Below are 24,602 nucleotides of genomic sequence, written 5' to 3'. Positions count from 1 at the left end.
ACCCGCAATCCGGGCCTTCACCGTCCGGGCACTCACAGGCCGGGCACAGTGCCACCACATGGGTGCGACAGGGCGCCTGACGAGAGTCGACGGCATGCGAACCGACTCTTCTCCCGGCACCCTGCCGGCGCGGGAGCACCTCCCGGCCGCCACCGCCGGAACGCCTGTCCTGGACGTAGTGATCCCCGTCTTCAACGAGGAGAAGGACCTCCAGCCCTGCGTCCGGAGACTGCACGATCACCTGACGCGCACGTTCCCCTACTCCTTCCGCATCACCATCGCGGACAACGCCTCGACCGACGCCACGCCCTCGGTGGCGCGCCGGCTGGAGGCGCGCATCCCCCAGGTGAGAAACGTCCGGCTGGAGCAGAAGGGCCGCGGCCGTGCGCTGCGGACCGTCTGGTCGGCCTCGGACGCCCCGATCCTCGCCTACATGGACGTGGACCTGTCCACCGACCTCAACGCGCTGCTGCCGCTGGTCGCGCCGCTGATCTCCGGTCACTCCGACCTGGCGATCGGCTCGCGGCTGGCCCGCGACTCGCGGGTGGTGCGCGGCCCGAAGCGCGAGTTCATCAGCCGCGCCTACAACCTGATCCTGCGCGGCTCGCTCCAGGCCCGCTTCTCCGACGCGCAGTGCGGGTTCAAGGCGATCCGGCGCGACGTCGCCCGGATTCTGCTCCCCCTGGTGGAGGACACCGGCTGGTTCTTCGACACTGAGATGCTGGTGCTCGCCGAACGCGCCGGTCTCCGTATCCACGAGGTGCCGGTCGACTGGGTCGACGACCCGGACTCCACGGTGCACATCGTGAGGACGGCGACCGACGACCTGAAAGGGGTGTGGCGCGTGGGCAAGGCCCTGGCCACCGGTTCGCTGTCCCTCCACCGGCTCCGCCGCCCCTTCGGCGACGACCCGCGCGACCGCGACATCCAGGACGTGCCCAAGGGCCTGGCCCGTCAGCTGGTCGGGTTCTGCGTGGTCGGCGGTCTGTCCACCCTCTTCTACCTCCTGCTCTACAGCGGCTTCCGCCAGTTCAGCGGCTCGCAGATCGCCAACGCGCTCGCGCTGCTGGTCTCCGCGGTCGCCAACACCGCCGCCAACCGGCGGCTGACCTTCGGGGTGCGAGGCCGCGGCGGGGCCGTCCGGCACCAGGCGCAGGGCCTGGTCGTCTTCGGCATCGGCCTCGCGCTGACCAGCGGCTCGCTCGTGGCGCTGAACGCGGCGGCCTCCGAGCCCGCGCACACCACCGAGCTGGCGGTGCTCGTCGCCGCCAACCTCGCCGCCACGGTGCTGCGCTTCCTGCTCTTCCGCGTGTGGGTCTTCTCCGACCGGCGCGACGGTGACGACGACCCGGTGACGACGCCCGCAACCGCCGCCGACGCCAAGGCCGTGGAGGCCGCGGCCCCCGACGCCACGGTCGTCGACGTCACGGTCACCGACGCCATGGCCGGACGGGCCGCGGGCGGCGTCTGGAGCGACGCCACCGTGCGACGTCAGCCGGTGCGCTGCGAGGACACCGACCGGGGGGACGTCCGATGAGCGCCCGTCTCGACCAGCCGACGGCCTGGGGCCCGCCCACCGCCACCGCTCCGCACGAACCGGCCGCCTCCCCGCCGGGCCCCGCCGCCGACCCCGCCCCCGGCGCGGGTCTGCCCCGGCGGCCCCTGTCGCACCGGCTCTGGCGCGGCCGGCCCGAGGACCCCCGCTGGGCCCGCCCGGCCTTCCTCGGCCTGCTGACGGCCACGCTCCTGCTCTACCTCTACGACCTGAGCGCCTCGGCATACGCGAACTCCTTCTACTCCGCGGCGGTCCAGGCCGGCAGCCAGTCCTGGAAGGCGTTCTTCTTCGGCTCGCTGGACGCGGGCAACGCCATCACCGTCGACAAGCCCCCGGCCGCGCTGTGGCCGATGGCGCTCTCGGTGCGGGTGTTCGGCCTCGGCTCCTGGGCGATCCTCGCGCCCGAGGCGCTGATGGGCGTCGGCACGGTCGCCGTGGTGTACGCCTCCGTGCGCCGCCGCTTCAGCCCCGCGGCCGGTCTGATCGCGGGCGCCGTTCTCGCGCTGACCCCGGTCGCCGCGCTGATGTTCCGGTTCAACAACCCGGACGCCATGCTGGCCCTGCTGATGGCCGTGGCCTGCTACTTCACGGCTCGCGCGGTGGAGGACGGCCGGACGCGGTGGCTGGTGTGGGCCGGGGTCGCGATCGGCTTCGCGTTCCTCGCCAAGACCTTGCAGGCGTTCCTGATCCTGCCGCCGCTCGCGCTGGTGTACGCGTTCTGCGCGCCGGTGCCGGTGCGCAGGCGGCTCGGGCAGCTGGCCGCCGCCACGGGCGCGCTGATCGTGTCCGGCGGCTGGTGGGTCGCGATCGTCGAGCTGTGGCCCGCCTCCTCCCGCCCGTACATCGGCGGTTCGCAGAACAACTCCTTCCTGGAGCTGACCTTCGGCTACAACGGTCTCGGCCGCCTCAACGGCGAGGAGACCGGCAGCGTCGGCGGTGGCGGCGGTGGCGGCGGCACCGGCCAGTGGGGCGAGACCGGCTGGGACCGGATGTTCAATTCCGAGATCGGCGGCCAGATCTCCTGGCTGCTGCCGGCCGCGCTGGTCCTGCTCGCTGCCGGACTGGTGGCGACGCGGAAGCTGAGGCGGACGTCGGCGACCCGGGGCCTGTTCCTGGTCTGGGGCGGCTCGCTGCTGATCACCGCGGCCGTCTTCAGCTACATGGCGGGCATCTTCCACCAGTACTACACGGTGGCGCTCGCGCCCTACATGGCCGCGGTGATCGGCATGGGCGCCGCGACCCTGTGGGAGCGGCGGGCCGAGACCTGGGCCTCGGTCACCCTCGCGGCCTCGGTCGTGGCGGCGGCCTCCTGGTCGTACGTGCTGCTCAACCGCACCCCCGACTACCTGCCCTGGCTGAAGTGGCTGGTGCTCACCGGCGGTCTGACCGCGGCGCTCGGCCTGACCTTCGCGGGCCGCGTCGACCGCAGGCTCGCCCTCGCCGCGGCCTCCGTGGGCCTGGTGGCCGCGCTGGCGGGACCGACGGCGTACACCGTCAGCACGCTGAAGGAGGGCCACACCGGTTCCATCGTGACGGCGGGTCCGGCGGGCGCGAGCATGATGGGTCGCGGTGGCCCGGGTGGCGGCGGTGGCCGAGGCGGCTTCGGCGGCGGCCCCGGCGCCCAGAACCAGGGCCAGAACCAGGGCCAGGGCCGGCAGAACCAGGGCCAGGGCGGCGGCACGGGCGGCCTCCCCGGCGGGGGTCTGCCGGGCCAGGGCAGCCGGAACCAGCAGAACGGGACGCCGGGTGCGGGGACCGGTGACGGCGGTGGCATGGGAGGCGGTGGCGGCGTCGGCGGTCTGCTGAACGGCGCGTCGGTCACCGACCAGGCCAGGAAGCTGCTGGAGGCCGGATCGGGGAAGTACACCTGGGCGGCCGCCGCGATCGGCGCCCAGAACGCCGCGAGCTACCAACTCGCCACGGGCGAGGCCGTGATGGCGATCGGCGGCTTCAACGGGACCGACCCGTCCCCGACCCTGGCGCAGTTCCGCCAGTACGTGGCCGACGGCAGGATCCACTACTTCATCGGCGGCGGCTCGGGCGGCGGCACGGCCGGCGGCGGCAGCGGGACGTCCTCGCAGATCACCGCCTGGGTCGCAGCCAACTTCACCAAGGTGACGGTCGGTTCGGCCACCTTCTACGACCTGACGCAGAAGGCGACGACGAGCGGCTGATCTCTCACCGAGCGGCCCGGCCGAGGGGCGGTGGCGGACAGCCACCGCCCCTTCGCATGCCCGGGGCGGCACGGCGCGGCGGTGGCCTGCGTGGTCGCCGTCGGCTCCGCTTAGCATCTTCAGCAGTGACCGCCACCAGCCGTGACCGCAGTCCAGGAAGGTGCCCAGCCATGGCCGAGACCGCCAAGGACGCCGCGCGGCACAGTGTGTGGCTGGAGGACAGGGCGCGTCGGCGGGGGCGGGGCGGGGGACAGCCGTCCGGGCTCGACCGGGACCGGATCACCGGGGTCACCGTGCGGCTGCTGGACGCCGAGGGGCTGGCCAGGTTCTCCATGCGGAGGCTGGCGGCCGAGCTGAACGTGACGGCGATGTCGGTGTACTGGTACGTCGACACCAAGGACGACCTGCTCGAACTCGCCATGGACACCGCCTTCGGCGAGCTGGCGGACCTCCCCGACGCGCAGGACGCGGACGCCGACTGGCGCGAGCAGATCCGTGCGCTGGCCACGGCCTACCGCGCGCTGCTGGTCCGGCACCCCTGGCTGTCGCCGCTCGCCGGCCGCTACCTCAACATCGGCCCGAACTGGCTGCGCTTCGCCCGCACGGTCCAGGAGGCGGTGCTGCGCACGGGGCTGCCCGCGTACGGCGTCACCGGCGCGATCTCGGCCGTCTTCCAGTTCGTGTACGGCTACGGGACGGTCGAGGGCCACTTCTTCGCACGGGTCGCCGACACCGGTCTCACGCCGGACGAGTACTTCCGCGACGCCATGACCGCGACGGCCGAGGCCCCGGACACCGGGGGCGTCGTCGAGCAGTCCCGCGACCTCATGGCGGCCCGCGGCGGGGACACGGTGGCGGAGATGATGGACCGGGACTTCACCTTCGCCCTGGACCTGCTGGTCGCGGGCATCGAGGCGATGGTGCGGCGCGGCTGAGCAGCCGGGACCGTCGCCCCGGCCCGCTTCCCGGCCCGCCGCGCCGGGCGTCCTGCCGTCGGTCCCGCCCGCGGCCCGCCGCCGGTGCGGCCGTCAGTCCTGCTGGGCGAGGCGGGCCGGGAAGCCGCCGGTGGCCACCGGGCCCCAGCGCCGCGGGGTGATCCGGATGATCGACTTGCCCTGCTTCAGCATGGCCTGCCGGTACTCGTCCCAGTCGGGGTGCTCACCGGCGATGTTGCGGTAGTACTCCACCAGGGGCTCGACGGACTCCGGCGCGTCGACGACCTCGGCGGTGCCGTCGATCTGGACCCAGGGGCCGTTCCAGTCGTCGCTCAGCACGAGGACGCCGACGCGGTCGTCGCGCTTGGCGTTGCGCGTCTTGGCCCGTTCGGGGTACGTGGAGACGACGATGCGCCCCGAGTCGTCGACCCCGCAGGTCAGCGGCGAGGCCTGGGAGCTGCCGTCGGTGCGCCGGGTCAGCAGGATCGCGCGGTGCCGGGGGCGGACGAAGTCCAGCAGCTCGTCCAGGGTGACCTTGGTGTTCGTCGCGATGTTCGGTGCCATGGGGCCAGCCTAGGCGGCGGCCCGCCGCTCCTGGCTGACCCTGCGCGACCTACGACCACGCCGCACCGGTCCGCGGGCAGGCGCCCGGCCCGGAGGTCGCCCGGCCCGGTCGCCCGGCCCACGGTCGCCCGGCCCGGTCCCGTCTACATCCCCGGCAGGGCGTCGCCCTGGACCGCCTGGACGTCCAGTTCGACCTTCAGGGTCGTGCCGATGGCCGCGATGCCCGCCTGGACGACCTGGTTGTAGTTCATGGCGAAGTCCTCCCGCCGCAGTTCGGTCGTGGCGCGGAAGGCCGCCCGGGTGCCGCCCCACGGGTCCGCGCCGGTGCCCAGATAGGCCAGCTCCAGGTTCACCGGGCGGGCGACGCCGTGCAGGGAGAGGTCGCCGTGGACGGTCCACCGGTCGGGGCCGGCCGGGGTCAGGCCCGTCGAACGGTAGGTGATCTCCGGGTACGTTACGACGTCGAGGAAGTCCGCCGAGCGCAGGTGGGTGTCGCGCATGGCGTTGCCCGTGTCGATGGAGGCCGCCCGGATCACCGCGTCCACGCGGGAGCGGGCGACGTCGTCGGGGGCGACCTCGATCGATGCCGTGAAGTCGGTGAACCGGCCGCGGACGCTGGAGATGCCCAGGTGCTGGGCGACCGCGCCGACGGTCGAGTGCGCGGGGTCGACGGTCCAGGGGCCGGGCGGGGGCAGTTCCGTGCCGCCCTGCCGGGCGAGGGTCACGGTCCCCACCTCGGCGCGGCCGCTCGCCGTCACGATCGCGCTGGCGGCCGCGGGCGCGTACCCGACGGCGGTGACGATCACCGTGTAGGCGCCGGGGGAGAGTTCCGTCCCGTCGCGCACCGCGCCCTCGCCGTCGGCCTCGGCGCGCAGCACCTGGCCGCCCGCCATGTCGGTCACCGTGACGACCGCGTGCGACACGGCCCACCCGTCCCGCGTGCGGATCTTCGCGGTCAGTCCCATCTCACGTACTCCTCGTCCTGCTCGTCCTGCTCGTCCTGCGAAAACTGGAACCGGCCCGGTGCGGGGGATCGCCCCGCACCGGGCCGGAGTCGTCAGCCGACCGTCCGGGCTACTCGCCGGGGTGGGCCAGTTCGATGTCGTGGCCGTCGGCGCCGGCGCCGGACACGGTCAGCGCGGTGGCCACCGGCGGGTAGCCGGTCGCGATGACGGTGTAGTCGCCGCCGTCGAGGTCGGCGAAGGCGTACGCCCCGTCCACGCCGGTGGTGGCCGTGCCGACCACGTTGCCGGCGGCGTCCACGAGGGTCACCCGCGCGTCGGCCAGCGGGCCGTGCGGCGCCCGGACGACGCCCTGGAGCCGGGCCCCCGCGTCGAGGGCGACCTCCGCACGGGTCACGCCCGTGGCGCCGACCTCGACGGGCAGGGCGCGCGGCCGGAAACCGGGCGCGTTGACCGCGACGGTCACCGTGCCGGGCACCAGCTCGGCGAAGGAGAACTCGCCCTGCTCACCGGTGGCCGCGGTGGCGAGCAGGTCGCCGCGCACGTCGGTGACGATCACCATCGCGCCCTCGACGGTCTCGCCCGACTCGGCGGCGCGCACGACGCCGGCGAGTCCGCTGGTCCCGCTGAGCAGGATGTCGTACGCGACCGGCTCGCCGTTGACGACGATCGTGGAGGCCTGCGGCTGGAAGCCGTCGGCGGAGGCGATCAGCACGTACGAACCCGTGCCCGGCGCGTCCAGCGCGTAGGAGCCGTCGCCCTGCGCGATCGAGCGGCCGAGCTGCCGTCCGGCGAGGGAGATGAGCGTGACGGCGGCCTGCGGGACGGGCGCGCTCTCCGCGCCCCGGACGAACCCGTGCACCGGGATGCCGGCCGGGGGCGTCGGGGCCGCTTCGGCGGTGGCGACGGCGGACAGCCGCTGGGCGCTCTCGGCGCCGCCCTCGGCGTCCGGTCCGGCGACGGCCCAGCTGGGGACCTTCTCGCCGGCGGCGGCCGGGCCGGCGGCGGAAGTCGCGTCCGCGGCCGATACCGCGTCCGTGACGGCGGAGGCGTCCGCTGAGGCGCCCATGGCCGTGGTCGCGGCCGTGTCCGGGGCCGTGTCCGGGTCGGCGGCCTGCGCCAGCGCGCCCTTGGTCCGCAGCGGGACCTCCTTGATGAACAGGGTGATGAGGAAGGCCAGCAGGGCGAGCCCGGCCGCGATCAGGAAGACGTCCGCGATGCCGTGGCCGTACGCGCTCTCCATGACCGTGCGCAGCGGCGCGGGCAGCTTGTCCATGTCCGGGATCTGGCCCGACGAGCCGGAACCGGCGAGGGAGGCGTACTTGGGGCCGAGGTCGGCGATGCCGTCCTGGGCGTAGTCGGTGATGCGGTGGGCCATCACGGCGCCCAGCGCGGAGACGCCGACGGCACCGCCGAGGGAGCGGAAGAACGTGACCGTGGAGCTGGCCGAGCCGAGGTCGGAGGGGGCGACCTGGTTCTGCGTGGAGAGCACCAGGTTCTGCATCATCATGCCGATGCCGAGACCCAGCAGGGCCATGAAGACGGCCATCTTCCAGTAGTCCGTGTCGTACCGGATGGTGCCCAGCAGGCCGAGGCCGGCCGTCACCAGGACGCCACCGCTGACCAGCCAGATCTTCCACTTGCCGGTGCGGGTGATGAACTGGCCGGAGACCGTGGAGGAGATGAACAGGCCGCCGATCATCGGGATCGTCATGACACCCGACATCGTCGGCGACTGGTCGCGGGCCAGCTGGAAGAACTGGCTGAAGAACACGGTGCCGGTGAACATGGCGACGCCCACGAAGAGCGAGGCCAGCGACGACAGGGTGATGGTGCGGTTGCGGAACAGCCGCAGCGGGATGATCGGCTCCGCGGCCCTCGACTCGACGAGCACGAAGATCAGGCCGAGCACGATCGAACCGCCGACCATCGCGGCCGTCTGCCAGGACATCCAGTCGTACTTGTCACCGGCGAAGGTGACCCAGACCAGCAGCAGCGAGACCGCCGCGGAGATGAAGAACGCGCCGCTCCAGTCGACCTTGACGTCCCGCTTCACGACGGGCAGGTGCAGGGTCTTCTGCAGCACGACGAGCGCGATGACGGCGAAGGGCACGCCGACGTAGAAGCACCAGCGCCAGCCCAGCCAGCTCGTGTCGGTGATGACGCCGCCGAGCAGCGGTCCGCCGACGGTGGCGACGGCGAAGGTCGCGCCGAGGTAGCCGGAGTAACGGCCGCGCTCGCGCGGGGAGATCATCGCGGCCATCACGATCTGCGCGAGGGCGGACAGGCCGCCGACGCCGATGCCCTGGACGACACGGCACGCGATCAGCATGCCGGCGTTCTGGGAGAGTCCGGCCGCGGCCGAGCCCAGCACGTAGATGACGAGCGCTATCTGGACGAGCGCCTTCTTGCTGTACAGGTCGGAGAGCTTGCCCCACAGGGGCGTGGCCGCGGTCATGGACAGCAGCGCGGCGGTGACGACCCAGGTGTAGGCGGACTGGCCGCCGCCGAGGTCGCCGATGATCTCCGGGAGGGCGTTCGAGACGATCGTGGAGGACAGGATCGCGACGAACATGCCGAGCAGGAGCCCGGAGAGGGCCTCCATGATCTGCCGGTGGGTCATCGGAGCGTCGCCGGCGGAGCCGTGGGACCCTCCGCCGTGCTTCGCGTGAGCCCGCACACCGGCTGGTGTGGTCGTTGCCATGGGCTTCCTTTTCTTACGTTGCTTGCGCGGGTGTACGGGTGGTCTGTGTCCGTTCGCCTGCCGGGACGGCCGGTGCGGCCGGTGCGGCGGGAACGGGGGGAGCAGCGGGTGCGGGGGGCCGGGGCGCGGGCGGGGGCGGCGGCCGGTGGGCGACGGTCCGGCAGTCGCCGAAGCTGGCGCGCAGCCGGGTCAGCAGTCCGATGAGCTGGCCGACCTCGGCGTCCGTCCAGTCCTCCAGCCGCTCGGCCAGGAGGCCGGCGCTGCGACGCGACAGCTCGACGAGCATCGCGTGGCCCTCGGGGGTGAGGTGCAGGATGCGTGAGCGTTTGTCCGCCGGGTCGGGGGAGCGTTCGATCCAGCCGCGGTCGGCGAGGTGCGCGGCGTGGCGGCTGGTCACGGACATGTCGACGGCGAGCAGCTCGGCGAGGTTGCTCATGCGCATGTCGCCGTGGCTGCCCAGCAGCGCCAGCACGGCGGCGGAGCCCGCGGAGCAGTCCTGCGGCAGGATCCGTCCGAGGTCCCGCTTCACGGCCCCGACGGCGCTGAGCTGGCGTGCCAGCTCCTCGTACTGCGCCTGCCCTGCCATCGCACCTCCCGGTATCGTTGCTTAGGGCAACCATAGAAGCGGTTGGTTGACGCAGGCAAATAAAACCGGACCCTGCGCCACAAAAAGTTGGCAAAGGCAAGTATTGCTGCGATAAATGTGCAGGTGGCGGAGGCGCCGGGGTGCGCGCCGCCGCCGAGACGGGCTCGCACGCGCCGACTGCCGGGAACTCCGTGACGACCCCCGCTTGGGCTCGCCCCCGCGTTTTCGCTAGTGTCTCGGCACATGGCTAACACCCAGGGCCCCCAGGGCAACCACGACCCCGCCGGCAGCACCCAGATGTTCCGCGCGTTCGTCGACGAGGGCGCCCCCCGGGCCGCCCAGCCGGCCCCCGCGGCAGCCGGTTCGCGCATCGGCCTGATCATCGGCGTCGTCGCCGCCGTCGTGATCGTCGCGGCCGTCGCCTGGCTCGCGCTGAAGTAACTCCCGCACCACGCGGCACGGGTGGGCGCGGGCGCCCGGACGAGCACCGGACGCGACGACCGGCACGGGACGCCGTCCCGACGACGCCGACGCGCCCCGCTTTCCCGACCCCGCGCCTCCCTCCGCCGAGCCCCGCCCGCGCGTCGCGCCCTGCCGCACCCGCGCCTTGCGGGGACATGCGTCTCCCCCCGCCGCGCCCGCGCCCTGCGGTGCCTGCGTCCATTGCCCGCGTCCGCGTCTTGCGGTGCCTGCGCCCACCTGCCTGCGCCCGCGCCCTGCGGTGCCTGCGTCCATCTGCCCGCACCCGCACCTTGCGGGGACGTGCGTCTCCCCTCGCCGCGCCTGCGCCTGCGCCCTGCGGTGCCTGCGCCCACCTGCCTGCGCCCTTCCCGCCCGCGTCCGCACCCGCACCCGTGCCCGCGTCTTGCGGTGCCTGCACCCTTCCCGCCCGCACCCGCGCCCGCGTCTGCCGGGTCGGGCTCGCGCCTTCGGGACGGCTGTTCCGCGGGCCCCTGCTCGGCCTGCCCGGCGGTGTCTGCCGCCGCCCTCTGCCTGTCTGCCCTTCACCGGTCCGGCGAGGGCCTCACTCCCACCGCACCGCGACGTCGCGTGTCTCGATGTGCATCCCCAGCGGTACGCGCCACGCGTCGACGCACACCGTCCACGTCCGCGCCTTGCGCGTGCCGGCGGCGATCGGTGTGGGCAGCGGGACCGTGGACTTCCGGGTGGCCCAGTCCGTGCCGAGGGCGTCCACGACATGCGCGCCGAAGGTGACCGTCCCCGAACCGACCGCGCGGCCGCCCGAGTTGACGAACGTCAGGGTCACGTCCTCGCACCACCGCCGATCCGTCCTCGCGCGGACGGGCTCGCTCACGGAGAGGGCGGCCGGTCCGCCGGACGCTCCCCCGGACGGCCCCGGACTCGGGGGCGTGGACGCCGGCACGGGCGGCGGTGACTGCGGGCGCGAGGGCGGGAGTGAGGGCGAGGGTACGGGTGGGACGGAACCCGCGCGGCCGCCTGGACCGCCTTCGCCTGACCGGTCCCCGCCTGAACCGCCCCCGGCCGAACCGGTTCCGCTCGTCGAACCGCCCCCGACGGCCGTGCCGCGGGGGTCGCCGGCCGAGCCGGGTGTCCCGTCGGGTGATCCGGTGGCGGACGTCGTCCCGGCCCCGCTGTGCGCCGTGGCGCCGGAGCCCGGTGTGCCGCCGGGAGAACCGCGCTGTCCGTCCAGCGGAACGAGACGCACCCCGCCGGTCGGATCCGCGGGACCGTCCGCGTCCGGGGCGGCCGGGTCACCGGCCGCGCCGATGGCGACGTAGTCACCGCCGTGTCCGCCGCCTCCGCAGCCGACGGCCAGGGCCGCCGTCGCCACGACGACCGCGGCGGCGGCCGACGCGCCCCGAAGGGCGCGCCGCCGCTCACGTGCCCGTGCCGGACTTCGCATCACGGCAGTGTGCCTGACGCACCGTCAGGAGAACAGCCCCCGGACCGGCTCGGCGCATACGACGCGGCGGGGAGCTGTGTCTCCAGGACGGAGGTCTCCCTGAGGGCCCGCGCGCTCCTGATCCCCGGCTAGTCGGAGATCAGGCCCTCGCGCAGTTGGGCCAGGGTCCGGGTGAGGAGGCGGGAGACGTGCATCTGGGAGATGCCGACCTCCTCGCCGATCTGCGACTGGGTCATGTTGGCGAAGAAGCGCAGCATGATGATGCGGCGCTCGCGGGGCGGCAGCTTGGCCAGGAGGGGCTTGAGCGACTCCCGGTACTCCACGCCCTCCAGGGCCGTGTCCTCGTAGCCGAGGCGGTCCGCCAGGGAGCCCTCGCCGCCGTCGTCCTCCGGGGCCGGGGAGTCCAGCGAGGAGGCCGTGTAGGCGTTGCCGACCGCGAGGCCGTCGACGACGTCCTCCTCGGACACGCCCAGGACCGCGGCGAGTTCGGCGACCGTCGGCGAGCGGTCCAGCTTCTGGGAGAGCTCGTCGCTGGCCTTGGTGAGGGCCAGACGCAGCTCCTGGAGCCGGCGCGGGACGCGCACCGACCAGGACGTGTCGCGGAAGAAGCGCTTGATCTCGCCCACGACCGTCGGCATCGCGAACGTCGGGAACTCGACGCCGCGTTCGCAGTCGAAGCGGTCGATCGCCTTGATCAGGCCGATGGTGCCGACCTGGACGATGTCCTCCATGGGCTCGTTGCGCGAGCGGAAGCGGGCCGCCGCGTAGCGCACGAGGGGGAGGTTCAGCTCGATCAGCGTGTCCCGGACGTAGACCCGCTCGGGGCTGTCCTCGGCGAGCGTGGCCAGTCGCAGGAACAGGGAGCGGGACAGGGTGCGGGTGTCGATGGCCCCCGTGGCCGTGAGAGCCGGGGCCTGGGGGGCCTCGGGGGCTGTGACGTCGTCGAGCACGTCGGGCTCGACCGGCGCGACAGGCGCGACGGGCGCGGACTCGCTCGGCGTGAGCGTGAGCGTGAGCACCTTCGAGCTGCCCTGTTCTGCGGACATGCCACCCCCTTTGGGTCGCGGGACGGTCGCGGCGCAACGCCCCCGCTTGAGGAACGTCAGCCTTCACCTGAATACCGGAGCCGAAGCCCCGGCAAACGCTCTTCCGGCAGAATGTCACATGTCGGCAACACGCTGTAGTGACATGTCGACACGTGAGTGACGAATCAGCCCTGGAAACAGGGGGTCTGACGGCTTTTCAGCGGGGTTTCACCGGGATCGGTCCCACTGGGTGATTCGCTCTCAGCGGTGACGACTCGGTCGTGCTTGCGATCCCTCAACGAGTGACGTGTCCTGACCCGGTTCCCCTCCCGCGCCCCGTCATGCGGGTCGTCCCGCGTTCCGTCAGGCCTCGATGCGGTTGGCCGAGCGGAGCCGCTGGAAGGAGCGGGCGAGGAGCCGGGACACGTGCATCTGGGAGACGCCGAGTTCGGCGCTGATCTGGGACTGCGTCAGGTTGCTGTAGTAGCGCAGGAGAAGGATGCGCTGTTCGCGCTCCGGCAGCTGGACCAGGAGGTGGCGGACGAGGTCGCGGTGCTCGACGCCGTCGAGCGCCGGGTCCTCGTAGCCGAGGCGGTCCAGGAGTCCGGGCAGGCCGTCGCCCTCCTGCGCCGCCTCCAGGGAGGTGGCGTGGTACGAGCGGCCCGCCTCGATGCAGGAGAGGACCTCCTCCTCGGCGATGCGCAGCCGCTCGGCGATCTCGGCCGTCGTCGGGGTGCGGCCGAAGGCGGTGGTGAGGTCCTCGGTGGCGCTGTTGACCTGCACCCACAACTCGTGGAGGCGGCGCGGCACGTGGACCGTGCGGACGTTGTCGCGGAAGTACCGCTTGATCTCGCCGATGACCGTGGGCATGGCGAACGTGGGGAACTGCACGCCCCGGTCCGGGTCGAAGCGGTCGATGGCGTTGATCAGGCCGATGGTGCCGACCTGGACGACGTCCTCCATCGGCTCGTTGCGGGAGCGGAAGCGGGCGGCCGCGTAGCGCACGAGCGGGAGGTTGGCCTCGATGAGCGCCCCGCGCACGCGGTTGTGCTCCGGCGTGCCCGGCTGGAGTTCCTTGAGTTCCGCGAAGAGCACCTGGGTCAGCGCCCGGGTGTCCGCGCCACGGCTCCGTTGGGGGGCCGGCGCGGGTTCCGTGGCGGCTTCGGGCACGGTCTCCAGGGCGGGGGCCGGTGCGGGTGCCGGGGGTGCCTCTTCCTGAGGCGGCGCAGTACTGGCCGACACGGTCAACGCCACCTCTTCGTCAGGTCAACATCGGTCAACTCATCCGTCAAAAGCGGTCATAGCATCACAAGACATGTGCACTGTGTGCAAGCACCCCATAACGCCGTGTTGAGGGATAAGTTGGGCCCTTACGGTCGTGCCGGACGTGCGAAAGCCCTCCGCCGTCAGGGCGGAGGGCTCCGTGCCGTCGGAGCGGCGGGCCGGGCGGGACGGCTCAGAACTCGTAGTCGGCGACCACCCAGGTGGCGAACTCGCGCCACAGAGCGACGCCCGACTGGTGCTCGGGGTGCTCGATGTAGCGCTTGAGGGCGTCCGCGTCCTCGACCGCCGAGTTGATCGCGAAGTCGTAGGCGACGGGGCGGTCGCTGACGTTCCAGCCCAGCTCCCAGAAGCGCAGTTCCTCGATCTTGCCGCCCAGCGCGCGGAAGGCGGCCTCTCCCCGCACGACCCGGGGGTCGTCGCGCCGGACGCCCTCGTTCAGCTTGAAGAGGACCAGGTGGCGGATCATGGGCACTCCCTGTGCGTACGACGGTGTGGGCTACTTGGCCCCGTCGGCGAGCCAGGTGAAGAAGTCGCCGATGGCCTTGGCGGCGTCCGATATGCCCTCGAAGCCTATCTGGACGTAGTCCGCCGCCTTCGCCGGGTCGGTGATGATCACATAGAGCACGAAGACCACGAGCATGTAGACGGCGATCTTCTTGGCGTTCACCGCCACCTGGCCTCCCCAGTAGTGCCCGCGCGGGCCCTTGTTGACGGCGGCGAGTGTATCTGTAAGTGCGATTTACACACCGCTTTTGATCGTCGTGGCGCGTTCATGAACGGCGGGAGGCGACGCGCGCGGAGACCCGGCCGACGCCGTGCACGCGCCGGCCCGGGGGGAAGGCGGGGCGCTTTCGACGAGACGGAAACCGAGACGGAGCACGACGAAGGGCCCGGTCCAATGGACCGGGCCCTTCGTCTACCAGCGGTAGCGGAGGGATTTGAACCCTCGGTGACTTGCGCCACACTCGCTTTCGAGGCGAGCTCCTTCGGCCGCTCGGACACGCTACCGAGGGAGACCTTACAGCAAGGTGAGCCCCGGTTTGAAATCGGAATCGGGGGCCGGCTCAGCGTTCCCGGAAGAACTCCGTGAGCAGGCCGGAGCACTCCTCGGCGAGGACGCCCTCGACGACCTCGGGGCGGTGGTTGAGCCGGCGGTCGCGGACGACGTCCCACAGGGAGCCGGCCGCGCCCGCCTTGTCGTCGCGCGCGCCGTAGACCACCCGGTCCACCCGGGACTGGGTGATCGCGCCCGCGCACATCGTGCACGGTTCGAGGGTCACGACGAGCGTGCAGCCGGTCAGCCGCCACTCCCCGACCGCCTCGGCCGCCCGCCGGACGGCGAGCACCTCGGCGTGCGCCGTCGGATCGCCGCCCGCCTCGCGTTCGTTGTGGCCGGCCGCGAGGACCGTCGTGCCGTCCGGGGCCAGCACGACGGCGCCGACCGGGACGTCTCCGCCCCGGGCGGCGAGCCGGGCCTGGTCGAGGGCGAGCCGCATCGCGGTCCGCCACCGGTCGCGTACCGGGTCGGGCGGCGTCTGCGGTGCGGTCAGCGGACGGTCTCCAGGACCTCCGAGGCGCCCAGGGACTCGGCGATCTCGTTGACGGCGTCCTCGGTCAGCGACCTCAGCTCCTTCTCGCCGACGCCGAGGTCGTCGAGGATGCCGGGGTCGCCGACGGGACCGTGCGGCACGGCCTCGGCGGAGCCGCCGCCCACGACCACCGGGGCGTCCCCGTCGCCGTCCTGGTCGTCGTCGGTCTCACCGTCCTCGGTGCCGTCGAGGTCGAGGGCGTCGAGGACGTCCTCGTCGCCCGGATCCCGGCCGAGCAGTTCGTCGGTGAGCAGGATCTCGCCGTACGAGCTGCGGGCGGCCGCAGCGGCGTCGGACACGTAGATGCGAGGGTCCTCCTCGCCGTCGATGCGGACGACCCCGAACCAGGAGCCCTCCTGCTCGATCAGCACGAGCACCGTGTCCTCGTCGGGAGAGGCTTCCCGGGCCAGGTCGGCCAGATCCGACAGGGTCTCCACATCGTCGAGCTCTGTGTCGCTCGCTTCCCACCCGTCTTCGGTGCGCGCGAGCAGTGCGGCGAAGTACACCGTGACTCTCCCACTGGTCATAGGCGTGCCGGTTGGGGGTCCCCCCGGCGGAGGTTGCGGGCGGGGCAGGAATTCAGGGCTGCGAGCCCCACCCACTCGGAATCGTGGCAGAAACAAGGCGTTCAGGGGACGTCTTCGGCTCCCTGTGTCCGGTGGTTTTGATCGCACGTCCGCGGTCACGTCCGTGAGGGACTCTCCGGCGCCCCGGTTGCGGCCACGAGCGGATCGTACGCGGCTTTGTCGCGCGCCCACGCACGAGCGCCCCCGCGCGGCACCCGTGGCGGCGGGGATCCTCCCCCTACGCCCCAAGTCCCGTACGGCAACGGCCGCCACCCGGCTACCAGCGGAACGTGCGCATGCGCATCGCGTGGCGCAGCCGGGCCGTCTTGGCGCGCCGCGGCTGGACGCGGTCGCGCAGTTCGCGCGCCTCGGCCAGTTCGCGCAGGAAGCGGGCGCGCCGTCGCCGGCGCTCGGCGTCGCTCTCGGCGCGAGCGGCCGCGTCCGGCGGCCTGTCGTCGGGCAGGTCGGGCAGCTCAGGCATCAGCACACCACCCCGGGTACCCCGGTCCGTCTCCATACCTGTCCCCCATTTTCCCTCCGACGGGCGGTTTGATGCCGACGAACGGCCGAAGCCGGGGGGAGGGGTTCACTGTCCGTGGGGACGCCGGGCGGGTTCGGCACCGTTACTGTTGTGGACATGCGTCTCCACGTCGTCGACCACCCTCTGGTCGCCCACAAGCTCACCACGCTGCGCGACCGGCGCACGGACTCCGCGACCTTCCGCCGGCTGGCCGACGAACTGGTCACCCTGCTCGCCTACGAGGCCACGCGTGACGTGCGCACCGAACAGGTCGACATCACCACGCCGGTCGCCTCGACCACCGGCGTCAAGCTCTCCTACCCGCGGCCGCTGGTCGTGCCGATCCTGCGCGCGGGTCTCGGCATGCTGGACGGCATGGTCCGGCTGCTGCCGACCGCCGAGGTGGGCTTCCTGGGGATGATCCGCAACGAGGAGACCCTGGAGGCGTCCACGTACGCCACCCGCATGCCGGAGGACCTCTCCGGCCGCCAGGTGTACGTCCTGGACCCGATGCTGGCCACGGGCGGCACGCTGGTCGCCGCGATCCGCGAGCTGATCCGCCGCGGCGCCGACGACGTGACCGCCGTCGTGCTGCTCGCCGCCCCCGAGGGCGTCGCGATCATGGAGCGCGAACTCGCGGGCTCGCCGGTCACGGTCGTCACGGCGGCCGTCGACGACCACCTCAACGAGCTGGGCTACATCGTGCCGGGCCTGGGAGACGCGGGCGACCGGCTGTACGGAGCGGCCGAGTAGGCCGAGTACGCCGAGCGGGCGCACCGGCCGGGCGGGCCGGCGGGCCAGGCAGGGCGGGTCCGACGGGTCTCAGCGGGCCCGACGGGTCCCGGCAGGCCTGACGACGGGTCTCAGCAGGCCTTCTTCGTGGTCGCCGTCGGCCGGGGGGCGGTCAGGGCCGTCAGGGCCTTGGCCGCGTCGGCCGGGCTGGCCAGCGCCTTGAAGCCGTTTCCGATGATGAGATCGACGGCCGGGCCCGTGCGGGCCGCGTCGGTGCGGCGCTCGGCGGTGGTCAGCTGGGTGGCGAGGACCGGCAGCGAGGTGTTGAGCGAGGACGCGGGACCGAGCAGCAGCCCGGTTCCGGTGACCTTCTTGTCGTACTGCTTGGCGGCGTTGCCCACCTCGCCGATCCGGAAGCCGCGCTTCTTCAGCTCGTCCGCGGTGGTCTTGGCCAGACCGCTGCGGGTAGTGGCGTTGAAGACGTTCACCGTGATCTGCGCGGGCCTGGGCACCGCGCCCGCGACGCCGCCCGCGGCCGAGGCGGCCCCGGACGCGGAAGGGGAGGGGGCGGGCCCGGACCTGGTCCTGTTCGCCGCGGACGTCCCGGCGGTGTTCCCGGCGGCGCTCCGGGAGCAGGAGGCGCCGGCGGCCGTGGCCGCTCCCGCGCCGCCCGTGAAGACGTCGATGAGCTGCAGGGTGCCCCATCCGGCCACGCCGAGCACCGCGCCGCAGCCGACGACCACGACGGCCAGCCTGCCGCGTCGCCGGTGGGGGCGCATGCGGGGGTACTTGTCCCCCGTGATCCGGTACTTACCGCCCATGCCCGGGGGCGTCAGCATGCTCATGGGCGCAGCGTAGTGCGCCCGGGCGGCCGTGACTAATAAACGATCATCCGACACCGGACGCGGGCAGCGGAAAGAACCCGAAAGGGTCAATCGGAGTGCGCCGCGAGGCGTGCGGCGGCTGGAGAAGGGCGTGTACGGCGGGCTGTCGGAGAGGTCTCGGGGCGGGCCCCGGAGGGCGCTGCGCGCCGCCGGCTCCCGGTCGGCGGTCCCGTTCTCCGGCTCCGCCGGCGCGGTCCGCGACCCTGTCCGGTCAGTCCAGCTCCAGCACGCGAGCGTGCAGCACCTGGCGCTGCTGGAGCGCCGCCCGCACCGCGCGGTGCAGTCCGTCCTCCAGGTACAGGTCGCCCTGCCACTTCACGACGTGCGCGAACAGGTCGCCGTAGAAGGTGGAGTCCTCCGCGAGCAGGGTTTCCAGGTCGAGCTGCTGCTTGGTGGTCACCAGCTGATCGAGGCGGACCGGGCGCGGCGCGACGTCCGCCCACTGCCGGGTGCTTTCCCGGCCGTGGTCGGGGTACGGCCGGCCGTTTCCGATGCGCTTGAAGATCACACGGAAAGCCTACCGGTCCTGACGTTCCGGGCGCAGCCAGGGAGACGGAGTGCGACGCTGGAAAAGACGTGATGAACAGGGGTAAAACGGAATGAGGGCCTGCCCATGAGCGAGTCGACGAGCGCCGCGGACATCGCCGCCGGGTACGCGTTCACGGGGCCCGCCCTCGACCTCGGCGCCGTCCTGTGGGACGGCGACTGCCTGCCCGACGCGCGGGTGCGCATCCCCCTCCCCGTGCTGAACAGGCACGGGCTGGTCGCGGGGGCCACCGGCACCGGCAAGACCAAGACGCTCCAGCTGATGGCCGAGCAGCTCTCCGCGCAGGGCGTGCCGGTCTTCCTCGCCGACGTCAAGGGAGACCTGTCCGGGATCTCGGCTCCCGGGACGGTGAACGACCGGGTGCGGAACCGGGCCGCGGAAGTCGGCCAGAAATGGACGGCGACCGGCTTCCCCGCCGAGTTCTACGCGCTCGGCGGTCTCGGTCACGGCATCCCGCTGCGCGCCACGGTCACGAGTTTCGGCCCGCTGCTCCTGTCGAAGGTGCTCGGGCTCAACCAGACGCAGGAGCAGTCCCTCGGCCTGGTCTTCCACTACGCGGACCAGAAGGGCCTGGAGCTGTTCGACCTCAAGGACCTGAGGTCGGTCGTCGCCTTCCTCACCTCCGACGACGGCAAGGAGGAGCTGAGGAGCCTGGGCGGTCTGTCGAGCGCCACGGCCGGGGTGATCCTGCGCTCCCTCATCGCCTTCGAGGCGCAGGGCATGGCGGGCTTCTTCGGCGAGCCCGAGTTCGACACGGCCGAGTTCCTGCGCACGGCCTCCGACGGCCGCGGGATCGTCTCCGTCCTGGAGCTGCCGGCCGTGCAGGACAAGCCGCAGCTCTTCTCGACCTTCCTGATGTGGCTGCTCGCGGACCTGTTCCACGACCTCCCGGAGATCGGGGACGCCGACCGGCCGAAGCTCGTCTTCTTCTTCGACGAGGCCCATCTGCTGTTCGACGACGCCTCCAAGGCGTTCCTCGACTCCATCACGCAGACGGTCCGGCTCATCCGCTCCAAGGGCATCGGCGTGTTCTTCGTCACGCAGACCCCGAAGGACGTGCCGGGCGAGGTCCTCGGCCAGCTCGGCAACCGCGTGCAGCACGCCCTGCGCGCCTTCACCCCGGACGACCAGAAGGCGCTGCGGGCCACGGTGAAGACGTTCCCCGACTCGGCCTACGACCTGGAGGAGCTGCTCACCGGCCTCGGCACCGGCGAGGCCGTGGTCACCGTCCTCAGCGAGCGGGGCGCCCCGACCCCGGTCGCCGCCACCCGGCTGCGGGCCCCGGAGTCGCTGATGGGGCCGGTCGGGGGAGCGGAGCTGGACCGGGCCGTGCGGGAGTCCCCGCTGCACGAGCGGTATGCACAGGCTGTGGACAGGGAGTCGGCGTTCGAGAAGCTCGCGGCCCGCACCGACACCGGGTCGGGAGCGGTATCCGGGGCCGGGGCTGAGACCGGGGCCGGGCGCGGGGAGGCGCGGGAACCGCACGGGGGGAAGGGGCCGGAGCGGGCGGAGCGGCCGACGGCGTCGAAGGAGGAACGGAAGCAGGAACGGTCCGTCGTGGAGCAGGTGGTGGGAAGCGGGATGTTCCGGTCGCTGGCCCGTTCCGTCGGCACGCAGGTCGGCCGTGAGATCACCCGCTCGCTCTTCGGAACGGCCCGGCGGAGGCGGTAGCCGCGCGGCCCCGCCCCCGCCGGCCGGTCAGCGGTCGCGCTCCGGCCGCCCGGGTCTGCGTCTCCGTCTACTTTTTCGTCGTCGCCTTGGCTGCCTTCGTCGCCTTGGCGGCCTTGGCTGCCGCCTTCATCTCCTGTTTGTGGGCCCGCACCCTCGTCAGGGACTCCGGGCCGGTGATGTCGGCGACGGAGCGGAAGGACTCCGGTTCGCCGTAGGCGCCGGCCGCCTCGCGCCAGCCCGTGGGGCGCACGCCGAGCTGCTTGCCCAGCAGCGCGAGGAAGATCTGCGCCTTCTGCTTGCCGAAGCCGGGCAGCTCCTCCAGGCGGCCGAGGAGTTCGCGGCCGTCGGCGACGTCCTTCCACACGGCCCCGGCGTCGCCGTCGTAGTGCTCGACGAGGTACGCGCACAGCTGCTGGACGCGCTTGGCCATGGAGCCGGGGTAGCGGTGCACGGCCGGCTTCTCGGAGAGCAGCGCGGCGAAGGCGTCGGGGTCGCGGGCGGCGATGTCGTGGGCGTCCAGGTCGTCGGCGCCGAGCCGGTCGGCGATCGTGCGGGGCCCCTTGAACGCCCACTCCATCGGAACCTGCTGGTCCAGCAGCATCCCGACCAGCGCGGCGAGCGGGGAGCGACCGAGCAGCTCGTCGGCCTCGGGGTCCTGGGAGAGGTGAAGGGTGACGTCCATGCGTCGATGATCCCGCCTCGGACCTCAGCCCGCGCGCCAGTACCCCAGCGCGTGCAGGCGGTCCTTGGGGACGCCCAGCTCCTTGCGCACGTACGCGGCGAGCGTCCGGGTGGTGCCGGTGTCGCAGGCGATCCACACGTACGGGTCGGGGGTGGCCCGCAGCAGGCCGGGCAGTTCCGCCTTCACCCGCTCGACGAGAGCCGCGCCGCCGTCGCGGCGCGGGACGAGCCGTATCTCGTGCCGGTCGGGGTCGGTGAGGAAGGGCAGGCCCTCCGCGTCGTCGGCGCCGCTCTCGAACCAGACGGTCGCCGGGGCCGGGCCGAGCGCGTTCCCGCCGTCGCCGAGCAGGGAGTTGACGGCGGGCAGCGAGGCCGGGTCGCCGATCACGAGGACGTGGGAGGGGGCCGGGGAGGGGGTTTCGAAGCCGGTGCCCTGGACGGTCGCGTCGATGGTGTCGCCGGGTTTCGCCGCCCGCGCCCAGTCGCTGGCGGCGCCGTCGTGCAGGGCGAACTCCAGGCTGAAGGAGCCGGCCGCCGGGTCGGGGCCGACCAGGGTGTAGGCCCGCTGGTGCGGCCGGCCCGCGTTGTCGAACCAGAGCCGCACCCACATCGTGGGGTGGACGCCGGTGGCGGCGAGCAGTCCGCCGTCGGAGAGGTGCAGCCGCCGGTAGCGGTCGGTGACGTCCTGTGTGCCCGTGACGGTGAGCGTGAAGTCCTTCGCCCGCATCATGCGGAGGACCGCGCCCTCCCAGCCCCGCCCCTGCGCCATGACCTGTCCACCCCTCGCGTACGATTCCGGCAACCGAATAGTTAGGGCAGCCTAACCTAAAGAGCGAGGGGTCACCGGGTGACGACCGAGATCTACCGCGACGCCTGGGGCGTCCCCCATCTGCGCGCGGACGGCCCCCTTGAACTCGCCCGCCTCCAGGGCCTGGTCACGGCCCGCGACCGCGCCTGGCAGCTGGAGGTCGAACGGCACCGCGCGCAGGGGACCTCGGCCGCCTTCCTCGGCCCCGACGCCCTCCCCTGGGACGTGTTCGCGCGCCGTGCCCGCCTCGACGACACGGCGAGACGCTGCTCCGCCGCGCTGGAGGAACGCGACCCGGAGACGGCGGCGTGGGTCCGGGCGTACGTCGACGGCGTCAACGACGGACTCCGGTCGGCCGGCGACGCCCCCGAGTTCGCCCGCGTCGCGCTCGCCCCCGGCCGCTGGGAACCCTGGACCCCGCTCGCCGTCTGGCTGGCCACGCACATCCTGTTCGCCGGGTTCCCCGCCAAGCTGTGGCGCGACGAGGCCGCCCGCCGCCTCGGCCCCGATGCCGTCGGCCTGTTCGCCGCCGACGGACCCGGCTCCTCCGGCAGCAACGGCTGGCTGGTCGGCGGCGACCGCACGGTCACCGGGCACGCCGTCATCGCCGGCGACCCGCACCGCTTCGTCGAGGACCCCGGCGTCTACCAGCAGATCCGCCTGGCCTGCGACGAGTTCGACGTCGTCGGCCTGGCCGTCCCCGGCGTCCCCGGCATCGCGCACTTCGGGCACACCGGCGCCGTCGCCTGGGCCATCACCAACGCCATGGCCGACTACCAGGACCTCTACCGCGAACGGCTGCGCCGCACCGGCGCGGACGTCGAGGCGCTCGGCCCGGACGGCGTCTGGCGGCGGATCGCCCGGCACACCGAGACGGTGCGCGTGGCGGCCGGGGACAGCGTCGAGGTGGAGGTGCTGGAGACCGGACGGGGGCCGGTCATCGTGGGCGGCCCGGAAGGGCTGGACGACGGCGCCCCGCTCGCCCTCGCCCTGCGCTACCCGCCCCGCGTCACCGCCGACCTCGGATTCCAGGCGCTGCTGCCGCTGCTGCGGGCCCGCAGCACCGCCGACGTCGACCGCGCCCTCGACCTGTGGGCCGAGCCGGTCAACGTCGTCCAGGCCGCCGACACCGGGGGCGGCGTGCTGCACCGGGTCGCCGGCCGGGTGCCGGTGCGCGCCGCCGCCAACGGCACGCGTCTCGTGCCCGCCTGGGAACCCGGCCACGAGTGGACCGGCTGGCACGAGCCGCCCCGCGCCGGACTGACCGACGGCGTCGCCGTGATGGCCAACCAGCGCGGCCCCGCCGCCGGCCTGGGCGTCGAGTTCGCCGCCCCGCACCGCGCCGACCGGATCGCGGCCCTGCTGGCGCGGCGCAGGCGCTGGTCCGCGTCCGACATGCCGGCCCTCCACACCGACACGCACCTCGCCTCCGCCGCCCCCCTCCTGGAGCGCCTGGCCGCCCTCGACGACCTCACCGGACCCGCCGCCGACCTGCGCGCACGACTGCTGCGCTGGGACCGCCGCATGGACGCCGCCAGCCAGGACGCGGCCCGCTACGCGGCCCTGCGCGGCGCCGTCGTCCGCCGCCTCGCCGCCCACCCGGCCCTCGCGCCCCTGGCCTCCCCGCCCGCCTACCCCGACGTCTTCCTCCCCTGGCTGGCGCTCCTCCCCCGCGTCGGCTTCGCCCTCGAACACCTGCTGCGCGCGCGGGAGTTGTTCGGGATCGACCGCGGGCGTCTGGTGCGCGAGGCCGTCGACGAGGTCGCCGGGGCCTTCGCCGGACCGGACGCCCCCCGCTGGGGCGACACCCACCGCCTCGCCGCCTGGCGGGCGCTGCCCGGCCCGTCGGACGAGGCGCCGCCTCTCGACGGCGACCACGACTGCGTGCTGTGCACCTCGGCCGTGCCCGGCTGGACCGACCTCGCCGCACGCGGCCCCGCCGCCCGTTACGTGTGGGACCTGGCCCGCCGCGAGGACAGCCTGTGGGTCGTCCCCTTCGGCGCGTCCGGCCTCCCCGGCCACCCCCACCACCACGACCAGCTCCCCCTGTGGCTGAGGGGCGAACTGGCCCCGGTCGTCACCGACTGGGCCCGGCTGAAGAAGGAGAACGACCATGGCTGACCGCCACCCGCCCGCGTACGTCCACGAGCAGACCGTCGAAGGGCTCGGCGTCATCGGACTGCGCCCTCTCGACCCCGAGGGCGACGCGGCGGCCGTCCACGCCTGGGTGAGCCAGGAGCGGGCCGTGTTCTGGGGCATGAACGGCCTGACGCGCGAGCAGGTCGCCGAGGTCTACGCCCACCTGGCGACGCTGGACACCCACCACGCCCTGCTGGCCGAACGGGACGGCGTCCCGGTCGCCCTGTTGCAAACCTACGAGCCCGCCGCGGACCGGGTCGGCGAGGTCTACCCGGTGCAGGACGGCGACATCGGCGTCCACGTGCTCATCGCCCCGGCCGGCGAGCACGGCGCCAGGACCGGCTGGTCGGCGGCGCTGATGAGCGTCTTCGCCGCGTACGTCCTGCTCGGCCTGGACCGGCGGCGCGTCGTGGTGGACCCCGACGTCCGCAACACCAGGGCGGTCGCCCGCTTCCTGCGGCAGGGCTTCGACGCGGGCCCGGTCGTCACGCTCCCGGAGGTCGACCTGCCCGACGTGTACCTGCCGGAGAAGAAGGCCCAACTCGCCTTCCTGCGCCGGGAGTCGGTCTTCCCCGAATGACGTCGTCGGCGCGGCCCCGGACCCGGGACGTCCGGCGGCCGCGCGCACGGCACCGTCCAGGAGCCCGCCACGGTGAACCGGATGCCCTGTGCATGCGTACGTATCCGCGAGCACGCGAGTCTCGGATCATGAGGTGCGAGCAGTCGAGCAAGGCGGAGCGGTGACGTGAGCGAAGGCCACCAGGACGGACGACGGGACGGCGGCCCCCACG

24 protein-coding genes and 1 tRNA gene are annotated in these 24,602 nt (G+C 73.3%); 8 read left to right on the top strand and 17 right to left on the bottom strand.

What is annotated here, in order from left to right; all coding sequences use genetic code 11:
- The first annotated feature begins 94 nt into the window (after positions 1-94).
- The 3 genes from OG802_RS17285 (at position 95) to OG802_RS17275 (ending at position 4,664) form a co-directional block, all read left to right on the top strand.
- Positions 95-1,537, top strand: a complete 1,443-nt coding sequence (locus tag OG802_RS17285; RefSeq protein WP_329411537.1) for a bifunctional glycosyltransferase family 2/GtrA family protein — start codon at positions 95-97, stop codon at positions 1,535-1,537.
- Complete coding sequence (locus OG802_RS17280; RefSeq protein ID WP_329411535.1) at positions 1,534-3,729, top strand: ArnT family glycosyltransferase; 2,196 nt, start codon at positions 1,534-1,536, stop codon at positions 3,727-3,729. The genes OG802_RS17285 and OG802_RS17280 overlap by 4 nt, the downstream gene beginning before the upstream one ends.
- A 170-nt stretch (positions 3,730-3,899) precedes the next feature.
- A complete protein-coding gene (locus tag OG802_RS17275) occupies positions 3,900-4,664 on the top strand; it encodes a TetR/AcrR family transcriptional regulator (RefSeq protein ID WP_329411534.1) in 765 nt (254 codons plus the stop codon).
- 93 nt (positions 4,665-4,757) lie between these two features.
- On the opposite strand, the gene OG802_RS17270 is transcribed toward OG802_RS17275, so the two are convergent.
- From OG802_RS17270 to OG802_RS17255, 4 genes are all read right to left on the bottom strand, one after another.
- On the bottom strand, positions 4,758-5,228 hold the full coding sequence (locus OG802_RS17270; RefSeq protein WP_329411532.1) for a PPOX class F420-dependent oxidoreductase: 471 nt from the start codon (positions 5,226-5,228) through the stop codon (positions 4,758-4,760).
- A 143-nt stretch (positions 5,229-5,371) separates the two neighbouring features.
- The gene (locus OG802_RS17265; protein WP_329411530.1) at positions 5,372-6,193 is read right to left on the bottom strand and encodes a YceI family protein; all 822 of its coding nucleotides are present in this window, start codon (positions 6,191-6,193) and stop codon (positions 5,372-5,374) included.
- A gap of 109 nt (positions 6,194-6,302) precedes the next feature.
- Positions 6,303-8,894, bottom strand: a complete 2,592-nt coding sequence (locus OG802_RS17260; RefSeq protein WP_329411528.1) for an MFS transporter — start codon at positions 8,892-8,894, stop codon at positions 6,303-6,305.
- A 13-nt stretch (positions 8,895-8,907) separates the two neighbouring features.
- On the bottom strand, positions 8,908-9,480 hold the full coding sequence (locus OG802_RS17255; protein WP_329411526.1) for a MarR family winged helix-turn-helix transcriptional regulator: 573 nt from the start codon (positions 9,478-9,480) through the stop codon (positions 8,908-8,910).
- Between the two features lie 243 nt (positions 9,481-9,723).
- On the opposite strand from OG802_RS17255, the gene OG802_RS17250 reads away from it, so the two are divergent.
- The gene (locus OG802_RS17250; protein ID WP_329411524.1) at positions 9,724-9,921 is read left to right on the top strand and encodes a hypothetical protein; all 198 of its coding nucleotides are present in this window, start codon (positions 9,724-9,726) and stop codon (positions 9,919-9,921) included.
- Positions 9,922-10,504: 583 nt separating this feature from the next.
- On the opposite strand, the gene OG802_RS17245 is transcribed toward OG802_RS17250, so the two are convergent.
- The 9 genes from OG802_RS17245 to OG802_RS17205 form a co-directional block, all read right to left on the bottom strand.
- Positions 10,505-10,747 (bottom strand): hypothetical protein, encoded by a 243-nt coding sequence (locus tag OG802_RS17245; RefSeq protein WP_329411522.1) that lies wholly within the window; start codon positions 10,745-10,747, stop codon positions 10,505-10,507.
- Between the two features lie 746 nt (positions 10,748-11,493).
- The gene (locus OG802_RS17240) at positions 11,494-12,411 is read right to left on the bottom strand and encodes an RNA polymerase sigma factor SigF (protein WP_069773420.1); all 918 of its coding nucleotides are present in this window, start codon (positions 12,409-12,411) and stop codon (positions 11,494-11,496) included.
- Positions 12,412-12,753: 342 nt separating this feature from the next.
- Positions 12,754-13,638 carry an RNA polymerase sigma factor SigF gene (locus OG802_RS17235; protein WP_329411520.1) on the bottom strand — a complete coding sequence of 295 codons (885 nt, stop codon included), beginning with the start codon at positions 13,636-13,638 and terminating at the stop codon, positions 12,754-12,756.
- A gap of 208 nt (positions 13,639-13,846) precedes the next feature.
- Positions 13,847-14,140: a Dabb family protein gene (locus tag OG802_RS17230; protein WP_329411519.1), complete on the bottom strand. Its 294-nt coding sequence runs from the start codon at positions 14,138-14,140 to the stop codon at positions 13,847-13,849.
- Positions 14,141-14,170: 30 nt separating this feature from the next.
- Complete coding sequence (locus tag OG802_RS17225) at positions 14,171-14,347, bottom strand: hypothetical protein (RefSeq protein WP_256919961.1); 177 nt, start codon at positions 14,345-14,347, stop codon at positions 14,171-14,173.
- A gap of 250 nt (positions 14,348-14,597) precedes the next feature.
- Positions 14,598-14,682 (bottom strand) — tRNA-Ser (locus OG802_RS17220).
- A 56-nt stretch (positions 14,683-14,738) separates the two neighbouring features.
- Complete coding sequence (gene tadA, locus OG802_RS17215) at positions 14,739-15,170, bottom strand: tRNA adenosine(34) deaminase TadA (protein WP_329411516.1); 432 nt, start codon at positions 15,168-15,170, stop codon at positions 14,739-14,741.
- 50 nt (positions 15,171-15,220) lie between these two features.
- Entirely contained in the window at positions 15,221-15,769 is a 549-nt protein-coding gene (locus OG802_RS17210; protein ID WP_329417140.1) for a tRNA adenosine deaminase-associated protein, read from the bottom strand.
- 337 nt (positions 15,770-16,106) lie between these two features.
- Entirely contained in the window at positions 16,107-16,301 is a 195-nt protein-coding gene (locus tag OG802_RS17205) for a hypothetical protein (protein WP_393348141.1), read from the bottom strand.
- A 165-nt stretch (positions 16,302-16,466) separates the two neighbouring features.
- Here OG802_RS17205 and upp point away from each other — a divergent pair, with 165 nt between their 5' ends.
- On the top strand, positions 16,467-17,102 hold the full coding sequence (gene upp, locus OG802_RS17200; protein ID WP_069773435.1) for a uracil phosphoribosyltransferase: 636 nt from the start codon (positions 16,467-16,469) through the stop codon (positions 17,100-17,102).
- Between the two features lie 110 nt (positions 17,103-17,212).
- Here the strand turns inward: upp and OG802_RS17195 are convergent, their stop codons facing one another.
- Both OG802_RS17195 and OG802_RS17190 read right to left on the bottom strand, forming a co-directional pair.
- The gene (locus OG802_RS17195; protein WP_329417138.1) at positions 17,213-17,902 is read right to left on the bottom strand and encodes a LytR C-terminal domain-containing protein; all 690 of its coding nucleotides are present in this window, start codon (positions 17,900-17,902) and stop codon (positions 17,213-17,215) included.
- Between the two features lie 274 nt (positions 17,903-18,176).
- Positions 18,177-18,473, bottom strand: coding sequence for a type II toxin-antitoxin system VapB family antitoxin (locus tag OG802_RS17190; RefSeq protein WP_004943146.1), 297 nt, complete (start codon positions 18,471-18,473; stop codon positions 18,177-18,179).
- A gap of 105 nt (positions 18,474-18,578) precedes the next feature.
- Between OG802_RS17190 and OG802_RS17185 the strand changes: the two genes are divergently transcribed.
- The gene (locus OG802_RS17185; protein ID WP_329411512.1) at positions 18,579-20,183 is read left to right on the top strand and encodes a helicase HerA-like domain-containing protein; all 1,605 of its coding nucleotides are present in this window, start codon (positions 18,579-18,581) and stop codon (positions 20,181-20,183) included.
- Positions 20,184-20,250: 67 nt separating this feature from the next.
- On the opposite strand, the gene OG802_RS17180 is transcribed toward OG802_RS17185, so the two are convergent.
- Both OG802_RS17180 and OG802_RS17175 read right to left on the bottom strand, forming a co-directional pair.
- A complete protein-coding gene (locus tag OG802_RS17180) occupies positions 20,251-20,865 on the bottom strand; it encodes an HhH-GPD-type base excision DNA repair protein (protein ID WP_329411511.1) in 615 nt (204 codons plus the stop codon).
- Positions 20,866-20,889: 24 nt separating this feature from the next.
- Positions 20,890-21,633, bottom strand: a complete 744-nt coding sequence (locus tag OG802_RS17175) for a siderophore-interacting protein (protein ID WP_329411510.1) — start codon at positions 21,631-21,633, stop codon at positions 20,890-20,892.
- Positions 21,634-21,711: 78 nt separating this feature from the next.
- Between OG802_RS17175 and OG802_RS17170 the strand changes: the two genes are divergently transcribed.
- Both OG802_RS17170 and OG802_RS17165 read left to right on the top strand, forming a co-directional pair.
- Positions 21,712-23,793, top strand: coding sequence for a penicillin acylase family protein (locus OG802_RS17170; RefSeq protein WP_329411509.1), 2,082 nt, complete (start codon positions 21,712-21,714; stop codon positions 23,791-23,793).
- The gene (locus tag OG802_RS17165) at positions 23,786-24,391 is read left to right on the top strand and encodes a GNAT family N-acetyltransferase (protein WP_329411508.1); all 606 of its coding nucleotides are present in this window, start codon (positions 23,786-23,788) and stop codon (positions 24,389-24,391) included. Before OG802_RS17170 ends, OG802_RS17165 begins: the two co-directional genes overlap by 8 nt.
- The last annotated feature ends 211 nt before the right edge of the window (positions 24,392-24,602 follow it).

The sequence above is a fragment of the Streptomyces sp. NBC_00704 genome, from assembly GCF_036226605.1.
GTDB lineage: Bacteria > Actinomycetota > Actinomycetes > Streptomycetales > Streptomycetaceae > Streptomyces.
This window is presented reverse-complemented; position numbering and strand designations above follow the sequence as displayed.

Bases quoted from the DNA above. Each gene is read 5' to 3' on its own strand.
- OG802_RS17195 (WP_329417138.1), bottom strand. From the start codon at position 17,902: ATGGGCGGTAAGTACCGGATCACGGGGGACAAGTACCCCCGCATGCGC.
- OG802_RS17260 (WP_329411528.1), bottom strand. From the start codon at position 8,894: ATGGCAACGACCACACCAGCCGGTGTGCGGGCTCACGCGAAGCACGGC.
- OG802_RS17275 (WP_329411534.1), top strand. From the start codon at position 3,900: ATGGCCGAGACCGCCAAGGACGCCGCGCGGCACAGTGTGTGGCTGGAG.
- OG802_RS17165 (WP_329411508.1), top strand. From the start codon at position 23,786: ATGGCTGACCGCCACCCGCCCGCGTACGTCCACGAGCAGACCGTCGAA.
- upp (WP_069773435.1), top strand. From the start codon at position 16,467: ATGCGTCTCCACGTCGTCGACCACCCTCTGGTCGCCCACAAGCTCACC.
- OG802_RS17180 (WP_329411511.1), bottom strand. From the start codon at position 20,865: ATGGACGTCACCCTTCACCTCTCCCAGGACCCCGAGGCCGACGAGCTG.
- OG802_RS17285 (WP_329411537.1), top strand. From the start codon at position 95: ATGCGAACCGACTCTTCTCCCGGCACCCTGCCGGCGCGGGAGCACCTC.
- OG802_RS17250 (WP_329411524.1), top strand. From the start codon at position 9,724: ATGGCTAACACCCAGGGCCCCCAGGGCAACCACGACCCCGCCGGCAGC.
- OG802_RS17255 (WP_329411526.1), bottom strand. From the start codon at position 9,480: ATGGCAGGGCAGGCGCAGTACGAGGAGCTGGCACGCCAGCTCAGCGCC.
- OG802_RS17230 (WP_329411519.1), bottom strand. From the start codon at position 14,140: ATGATCCGCCACCTGGTCCTCTTCAAGCTGAACGAGGGCGTCCGGCGC.
- OG802_RS17270 (WP_329411532.1), bottom strand. From the start codon at position 5,228: ATGGCACCGAACATCGCGACGAACACCAAGGTCACCCTGGACGAGCTG.
- tadA (WP_329411516.1), bottom strand. From the start codon at position 15,170: ATGCGGCTCGCCCTCGACCAGGCCCGGCTCGCCGCCCGGGGCGGAGAC.
- OG802_RS17280 (WP_329411535.1), top strand. From the start codon at position 1,534: ATGAGCGCCCGTCTCGACCAGCCGACGGCCTGGGGCCCGCCCACCGCC.
- OG802_RS17240 (WP_069773420.1), bottom strand. From the start codon at position 12,411: ATGTCCGCAGAACAGGGCAGCTCGAAGGTGCTCACGCTCACGCTCACG.
- OG802_RS17265 (WP_329411530.1), bottom strand. From the start codon at position 6,193: ATGGGACTGACCGCGAAGATCCGCACGCGGGACGGGTGGGCCGTGTCG.
- OG802_RS17175 (WP_329411510.1), bottom strand. From the start codon at position 21,633: ATGGCGCAGGGGCGGGGCTGGGAGGGCGCGGTCCTCCGCATGATGCGG.
- OG802_RS17185 (WP_329411512.1), top strand. From the start codon at position 18,579: ATGAGCGAGTCGACGAGCGCCGCGGACATCGCCGCCGGGTACGCGTTC.